General features: G+C 74.1%; 8 protein-coding genes. All 8 read left to right on the forward strand.

Going from position 1 to position 7,566, the window contains the following annotated elements; genetic code table 11:
- Positions 1–303 precede the first annotated feature (303 nt).
- The 8 genes from eccD to AB0Q99_RS15790 all read left to right on the forward strand — a co-directional run bounded on the left by eccD (position 304) and on the right by AB0Q99_RS15790 (position 7,546).
- Positions 304–1,677: a type VII secretion integral membrane protein EccD gene (eccD, locus tag AB0Q99_RS15755; RefSeq protein ID WP_363571968.1), complete on the forward strand. Its 1,374-nt coding sequence runs from the start codon at positions 304–306 to the stop codon at positions 1,675–1,677.
- 125 nt (positions 1,678–1,802) lie between these two features.
- On the forward strand, positions 1,803–3,284 hold the full coding sequence (gene eccB, locus AB0Q99_RS15760) for a type VII secretion protein EccB (protein ID WP_363571970.1): 1,482 nt from the start codon (positions 1,803–1,805) through the stop codon (positions 3,282–3,284).
- Positions 3,285–3,414: 130 nt separating this feature from the next.
- Positions 3,415–3,759: a hypothetical protein gene (locus AB0Q99_RS15765; protein WP_363571972.1), complete on the forward strand. Its 345-nt coding sequence runs from the start codon at positions 3,415–3,417 to the stop codon at positions 3,757–3,759.
- Positions 3,760–3,805: 46 nt separating this feature from the next.
- On the forward strand, positions 3,806–4,108 hold the full coding sequence (locus AB0Q99_RS15770; protein ID WP_363571974.1) for a hypothetical protein: 303 nt from the start codon (positions 3,806–3,808) through the stop codon (positions 4,106–4,108).
- A 5-nt stretch (positions 4,109–4,113) separates the two neighbouring features.
- Positions 4,114–4,533, forward strand: coding sequence for a hypothetical protein (locus AB0Q99_RS15775; RefSeq protein ID WP_363571976.1), 420 nt, complete (start codon positions 4,114–4,116; stop codon positions 4,531–4,533).
- Positions 4,534–4,632: 99 nt separating this feature from the next.
- A complete protein-coding gene (locus AB0Q99_RS15780; protein WP_363571978.1) occupies positions 4,633–6,720 on the forward strand; it encodes a hypothetical protein in 2,088 nt (695 codons plus the stop codon).
- Between the two features lie 78 nt (positions 6,721–6,798).
- Positions 6,799–7,239, forward strand: coding sequence for a YbaB/EbfC family nucleoid-associated protein (locus tag AB0Q99_RS15785; RefSeq protein WP_363571980.1), 441 nt, complete (start codon positions 6,799–6,801; stop codon positions 7,237–7,239).
- Positions 7,232–7,546 (forward strand): hypothetical protein, encoded by a 315-nt coding sequence (locus tag AB0Q99_RS15790; protein ID WP_363571982.1) that lies wholly within the window; start codon positions 7,232–7,234, stop codon positions 7,544–7,546. Before AB0Q99_RS15785 ends, AB0Q99_RS15790 begins: the two co-directional genes overlap by 8 nt.
- Positions 7,547–7,566: the final 20 nt, after the last annotated feature.

Below are 7,566 nucleotides of genomic sequence, written 5' to 3' on the forward strand. Positions count from 1 at the left end.
GTCGCCGGTGGCGGTGCGGGCCCGGCGGCCCGGGCCGGTCGCCGGTGGCGGTGCGGGCCCGGCGGCCCGGGCCGGTCGCCGGTGGCGGTGCGCCCGGCGGCCCGGACCCGCGTCGCACCCGGACGTACGGCCCGCGGGGGGCCGCGGGTTCAGCGGGGGCGGCCGCGGGCGCGTTCCTTCGGACGGGCCCCGGGCCCGGACGCCCGGGGGCGACGCCGCCGGCCGGCTGAACCGCCCGCGCGCCGCCGCCCGTTCCTGGAACGGGAGACCGGGAAGTCCGGCCGCAGCGGAGGGGCGCGACAGGTGAGCGGTACCACGGTGGCGTCAGGGCTGGTCCGGCTGCGGTTCCGCGCCCCCGAGGCCGCGTTCGAACTGGCCCTTCCCGGTGACGTCGTGCTGGCCGACCTGCTGGGCGCCGTCCTCGACTACGCCGGTGCCGCCGTCGAGGAGAACGGCACCGAGCACTCCGGCTGGGTCCTCCAGCGCGCCGGCGGTGCGCCCCTCGACGAGGAGCGCACCCTGGAGGGCCTCGGCCTGCGCGACGGCGAGGAGCTGTTCCTCCGCCCGGGCCAGGAGGCGCTGCCCGAGGTCCACTTCGACGACCTGGTGGACGGCGTGCGGGCCGGCACCACCGCCCGCGGCGACTCCTGGCGGCCCGCCGTCACCCACCACCTCGCGCTGGCCCTCGCCCTGGTGGCGCTGGCCGGCGGCCTGCTGCTGCTCGCCCTGCCCGGCCCGGCGGGCCCCCGCTGCGCCGGGGCGGCCGTCGTCGCGGCCCTGCTGCTCGCGGCCGGGGGCACGGTGACCAGGCTGGTCGCCGACCCGCCGGCCGGGATCGCGCTGGGCGCCGCCGGGGTGGGCTACGCGGCCGCGGCGGCCGCCCTGCTGCCCGGCGTCACCGGGCCGGCCCGGCTGCTGGCGGGCGGTTCGGCGGCGGTCGGGGCGACCGTGCTGGCGCTGGTCGTGGTCGGGGCCGGACCGTTCTTCGCCGGGCTGGCGGCGGCGGCCGTCCTCGCGCTCGGCGCGGGCGTGCTGGCCGTGTACGGGGTGCCCACGACCCACTCGGCCGCGGTGATCGCCGCCGCGGCGGTGCTGTTCGGCGCGTTCGTGCCCGGCCTGGCCTTCAAGCTGGCCGGTCTGCGACTGCCCGCGCTGCCCCGCAACGCGGACGAACTCCAGGAGGAGATCGAGCCGTTCCCGGCCGAGGACGTGTTCGCCCGCAGCCTCGTCGCGGACGGCTACCTGTCCGGCTTCTTCCTCGCCGTCGGCGCCGTGTGCGCGGGCGCCCTCGCCCTGCTGGCCACCGCGCGGGACGGCGGCTGGGGCGCCACCGCGATGTCCGCCGACCTGTCGTTGCTGCTCCTGCTGCACGCCCGGGACATCGGCGGCATCCGCCAGCGGCTGGCCCTGCTGCTGCCGGGCGCGCTGGGCCTCGTCCTGCTGGCCTGGCGGACCGGGCAGGACGCCGGACCCGTCGGCCGGTTCGCGCTGTTCGCGGTGCTGATCGCCGCCGCGGCCGGGCTCGCCGTCGCCGCCTGGACGGTGCCGGGCCGCCGGCTGCTGCCGTACTGGGGCCGGGCCGGGGACCTGCTGCACTCGCTCGCCGCGCTCGCCCTGCTGCCGTTCGCGCTCCAGGTGCTCGGCTTCTACCAGATGATGCGCGGCCTGGCGGGCTGAACCGCCCGGCCGGCGCGACCGCGTCCGACGGCCGGCCGGCCGGCCGGCCCGCCCGTCCGCCCGCAGGCAGCCTGCTCGCGGGCAGCCCGCCCGCTCCGCACCCCGCTCCGAGGAGGACCACCGTCATGCAGTCCCGACGCGACCAGGTCCAGGCCCACCTGTTCGTGATGAGCCGGGTCGCCGCGGGCATCCTGCGCGCCGAGCCGGACGCCCCCGACACGCCCGTCGGCCGGACCAACCGGGGCGCCGTGCTCGGCCTGGCCGTCGCCCTGCTGATCGGGGCCGGCGCCGGCGTCTACGGCCTGATCAAGCCCGGCGGCGCGACCGGCTGGCAGAAGCCCGGCACCCTGGTCGTGGTCAAGGAGAGCGGCGCCCGGTACGTCTTCGCCGACGGCCTGCTCCACCCGGTGCTCAACGAGGCCAGCGCCAGGCTGCTGGCCGGGGACCAGTTGAAGGTCGACCAGGTCTCCGCCCGCTCGCTGGACGGCGCCGCGCGCGGCACCCCGATCGGCATCGTCGGCGCCCCGGACGGGCTGCCCGGCCCGGCCGCCGTCGGGGCCGCCGACTGGCTGGTCTGCACCGTCCAGACCGCCAGTGCCGCCGCGGGCCCGGGTGCGGCCGGCTCGGGCGCCGCCCGCAAGGCCCCGCAGCTGTCGGTCGCCGTCGGCACCCGCCCGGGCGGCCGCGCCGCCGGCGACCAGGCCGTCCTGGTCGGCACGCCCGACGGCGCCACGAGCCTGCTCTGGCACGGCCGCCGGTTCACGGTGGACACCGCCGGCGGTGCCGTCCGCGCCCTCGGCTACACCGCCGCCACGCCCGTCCCGGTTCCCGCCGCCTTCCTCGCGGCCTTCCCCGCCGGGCCGGACCTGCGCGCCCCCGAGGTGCCCGGGCGCGGCGGGCCGGGCCCGGTGCTGAGCGGCACCCCCACCCGGATCGGCCAGCTGTTCACCGGCACCGGCGAGGAGCGCTACCTGCTCGCCGAGCAGGGCCTCGTGCCCGTCAGCGCCACCCAACTCGCCCTGCTCCAGGGGGATCCGCTCACCCAGCAGGAGGCGTACGGCGGCGGCCGGGTGACGCCCGCCCAGATCGGCGCGGCCGACCTCGCCGCGCACTCCGCGCCCGCCGCCGCGGCGGCGGCCTTCGGCCAGACCGGCCTGCCCGGCCGGGTGCCGGCGCTGCTCGCGCCCAGGGGCGAGCAGGCGCTCTGCGCGGCCCTGCGCCCCGGCTCCGACGGCGGCGAACTCGACGTCGTGGTGCCGGACACCACGGCCGTGCTCGGCCTGCCGCCGACCCTCCAGCCCGGTGTCGTCCCCAGCTGCACCCCGGCCGACCGGATCGCCGTCAGCCCGGGCGGCGGCGCCCTGGTGCGGGCCCTGTCCGGAGGGGGCTTCGGCACCACCCTCTACCTGGTCACCGACACCGGGGTGAAGTACCCGCTCGCCTCCGCCGCGGTCGCCGACCGGCTGGGCTACGGCAAGGCCGTCCCGGCGGCGGTGCCCGGGCGGCTGCTCTCGCTGCTGCCCACCGGCCCCAGCCTCGACCCGGCCCCGCTGGCGGGCGGCGTCGTCCAGCCGCAGGCCGCCGCGGAGGGCCGCTGCGCACGCTGATCCACGGCCGCCCGGGACGGTGAACCGCCGTCCGGCAGAGGCCCGTTCCACCTGAGGGGCCGACTCCCGTCGGCCCGCGGCAACCCTCGCCGGCCGGGCCCGGCCGGTGCTACCGGAGGAGGTACTCGCGGTGACCCAGCAGACGACGATCGACCAGAACGTCCTGGCCGGCATCAGGACCCAGGTCGAGGAGCGGTACGCCCAGATGACGGCGACCGCGGCCTACATCGAGGACATCAACACGGCCGTCCGGGACAGCTTCTCCGGCGCGGCCAGCACCACCTTCCAGAACCAGATCGGCGCCTGGCTGGAGCAGTACGCGCTGGTCAAGCGGGACTACGAGTCCTTCCACGCGAAGCTCGGCGACGGCGGCACCATCTTCAACACGGCCGACGACCACACCAACACCATCGCCACGGGCGCCCTGGGCGGCGGCCCCGGGCAGCACGTCGAGGCCGTCCTGAACCCCCGCTGACCGACGCCCGTCTCCGTACCGCCACTCCTCCCGAAGGGATCGCACCATGGGCAGCATGTCGCTCCACTACGCGGGCATCGACAGTGCCATCACCGACCTCGAAGCACACTCCAAGACCATGCACGACGCGATGACCTCGCTGGCGGAGTACCTCAAGGGCAAGATCAACGTCGAGCTCCAGGGTGACTTCTCGGTCGCGGCCGGCCAGCTCGCGACCACGCTCCAGAACGCCGACGGCCAGATGACCGGGAAGATCGTCGCGGCCCACCAGGCCCTCACCGAGATCCGCAACGTCATCAAGGACGCGGACATGCGGGCCAGCAGCCACTTCGACCACGTGCAGGGCTGACCGTCGTGGGAACGCCGAACGACGGCGAGAACGGCGGTGACCACGGCGGCGGCAACGTCACGATCACCGACAACTACCTGAACGACTTCGCCACCAAGAAGATCGAAGAGCTCATCCGCACCATCAACAAGGAACCGACGGTGGTGAAGCTCCGGCAGTTCGGAACGGGCGCGGTCCCGTTCCTCGCCGGGACCGACTCCGAGCGGTTCAAGAGCCCCGGCGCCCTGTCCGAGGCGGTCAAGGCCTACAGCGCCGCGATCGACGGGATCCTGACCGCCTTCAGCAAGCAGCTGAACACGCTGTCCACCGATCTCCACATGGCGGACCTGTACCTGAACAACGCGAAGGACCAGGCCCTGGAGTACGCGCAGTTCATGAAGCTCGCCGAACGGACCCTGAACCCCGGTACCACCGGCAAGCCCTGACGCTTCGTCGGGAAACGCTCGTCACCACCGCGGAGCCGGTCCGGCCACGGGCCGGCCCCGCCTCACGTCCGGTCGTGCCCGGCCGAAGAAGGGTCCGTCATGGGCTACACATGGGAAGACGCGATCACGTTCATCGGTTCGGCGGACGGCAAGACGCCGACCACCGCGACGGACGTGCACAAGGACGAGAAGCCGTGGTTCAAGAAGGACGGCCGGCAGGCCGGAGCCATGTGGGAGTGGCAGACGAAGGACTACAACCCCCAGGGGCTCGACGCCTGGGTCGCCTGGTACTTCAAGTTCCAGACCGCGAACGACCACGTCACCGCGAAGGGCAGCTACGTGGTGGGTTGCCACATCGACTACCCGAACCTCGACGGCGCGGGTGCCAAGCTCGGCGGGTTCACCGGGAGCGTGGGGCCGCTCAAGGCCCTCAAGGCGGCCACGACGAAGAAGTACGGCCGGATCGACGCCACCCAGTTCACCGAGGTGTCGGCCCTCCTGACCGACGTGGTGACCAAGCTCGACACCTGGCTGAAAGATGTCGAGGGCTGGGCGAACGAGGTCGCCACGAAGGACAGCGACTGGCAGGGCAGCGCGGCGGGGGCCTTCCGCGCGGTGCTGATGGCGCTGCGGAACGAACTCGACGGCGGCAAGCGCAACATCGCCCAGGGCGACCTCGGCTCGTACCTGCTGACCTGCAAGACGCAGCTCGAAGGGGCGATCGACGACCTGGACAAGGGCTGGGAGGCCTGGTTCAACTCGTACCGGGCCTGGCCGACGAACTGCACGAACGACGCGCTCATGGAGGGGCTCAAGGGCGCGACGCTGGAGGTGAGCCAGGCCGCCAACAACGTCTCGTTCAGAAGGGAGGTCGACGAGACCCAGCTGGGGGGAATCGCCGGCAACGTCAGCAGCCTGGGCGGCCTGACGTTCACCCTCAAAGGGGCGGCGTTCGGGGATCCGTCCGCGAACCCGGACGGCTTCTGGGCGGCCGTGGAGAAGCGGTCGCGTGACATCTGGCTCCAGCACGTCGTCGACGTCCTGGACGCCGCTGCCGACACGGCGCTCGGGAAGATCGCCACGGCCTACGGCACCGCCGCCGGGGTGCTCAAGCCGGATCCCTTCCCGCTGATCATGCCGACGCCCAAGGCCCCCGGCACGGGCGACCCGGGCGGCAAGGACGACCCGAACAAGAAGGACGAGAAGGCCCCGGACCCGAAGATCGACAACCTGGGCCTGGGCGGTGGCGGCGGCGGCCCCCAGAACAAGGGCCTGGGCGGCGGCCCGGACCTCAAGAGCCTGGGCCTGGACGGGAACGGCAGCGGCACCGGCGGCAAGGGCGGCAAGGGCGGCCTGGACCTGACCGGCGCCGGGGGCGGAGCGGGCGGCTCCGGCAGCCACAGCGGGACCAACGGGAACGGCGGGCTCGACCTCATCGGCGGCCCCGGCCTCGGCGGCGGCGGGCTGAACGACCTCTTCCCGGGCGGCACCGGCTCCAGCCGCCCGGTCACCGTGCCGCCGGGGTCCGTGATCACCAAGGACGGCCGGGTCGTCGACGAGAACGGCAAGCCCGTCCTCGACGCCAACGGCAACCCCATGGTGGCCGGCCCCGGCTACACCGTCGGCCCGGACGGCACCCTGCGCGACGAGAAGGGCAACACCGTCTCCCAGTACCGGCAGCTGCTGGCCGACCGGTTCGCCGACGGAGGGGACGGAAGCAGTGGCGGCAGCGGGGACGACCTGCTGACGCCCGGCCACTTCGGGGCCGGCGGCTTCTCCTACAGCACGATGGGCCTCGGAGGCTCCTCCGGGGAGGGCTCGGGAGGCCTGCTCACCCCCGGCGGCGCTCCGCTGATCACCGGCATGGGCGGCGGCATGAGCAGCCGGGCCCTGGCCTCCGGCGGCGACCCGAACGTCATGAAGGCCGCGGTCGACCAGGCCAACGCCGAGCGCGTCGCCGCCGAGAAGGCCGCCCGGGCCGCGGCCCAGGAGCAGTCCCTGCTGACCGGCCGGCAGACGGCCACCAGCTCCGGTGGCATGCCCCCGATGATGCCGCCGGGCGGTGCCGGCATGGGCGGTCAGGGCGGCCCCAACGACAAGGACCGCCGCCGCACCACTTGGCTCGCGGAGGACGAAGAGGTGTGGGGCACCGAGACCGGTGCCGTGCACGGCGTCATCGGACGCTGACCGCGCCCGGGTGCCGCCGCCGGGCCGGCGGCGGCACCCGGATGGTGCCGCAGGAACACGAAGAGACGGGAACCGCACATGAGCAACTTCTTCGCCGAACAGATCGCCCAGGCGATGACGGAGATGCAGAGCGAGCTGGCCAGGGCCGAGGAGCTGCAGAAGGAGATGTTCGAGCTCACCGCCTCGGTCACCTCCAAGGACCGGATGGTGACCGTCAAGGTCGGCTCGCAGGGCCAGGTCGTCTCGATGACCTTCCACACCGACGCCTACCGCGAGATGGCCCCCGCCGGGCTCGCCAAGGTGCTCACCGACATCCTCAACGAGGCCAGGGCGAAGGTGGGCGAGGACATCGCCGAGCGGCTCGGCCGCTTCGACGGCCTCGGCGAGACGCTGCGGCTCAACATGACGGGCGGCACCGAGCTGGACGAGATCCTCGCGCCGCTCTGGGAGATGAAGCCGGACCACCAGCCCGAGGACCAGAAGAAGAAGGCCGAGCGTCAGGAGGAGTTCCGTGGCTGACCACGGCACCACCGCGAAGACGGATCAGCTCAAGGCGAGCTTCGGCAAGTTCTTCGACCTGAAGGAGATGGTCGCGACGGTCATGGCGGAGACCGACCACATCAACGATCTGAACCTGAGCGTCGGCGGCAGCGACGAGATCGGCAAGCAGTACCACAGCCAGGTGGACGAGGGGACCAAGAACCTGACGGACCTGATCCTCAAGATCCACACCACCATGGCAGCGGTCGGCGAGAACGGCGAGGCGCTGGCCGACACCCTCGACCAGGCCGACGAGCACGCCGGCAGCATCGCCAAGGGTTTCTGAGCCGGCGCCCCCCGAACCGC

It is taken from the genome of Kitasatospora sp. NPDC086791 (assembly GCF_040685975.1).
Taxonomy (GTDB): domain Bacteria; phylum Actinomycetota; class Actinomycetes; order Streptomycetales; family Streptomycetaceae; genus Kitasatospora.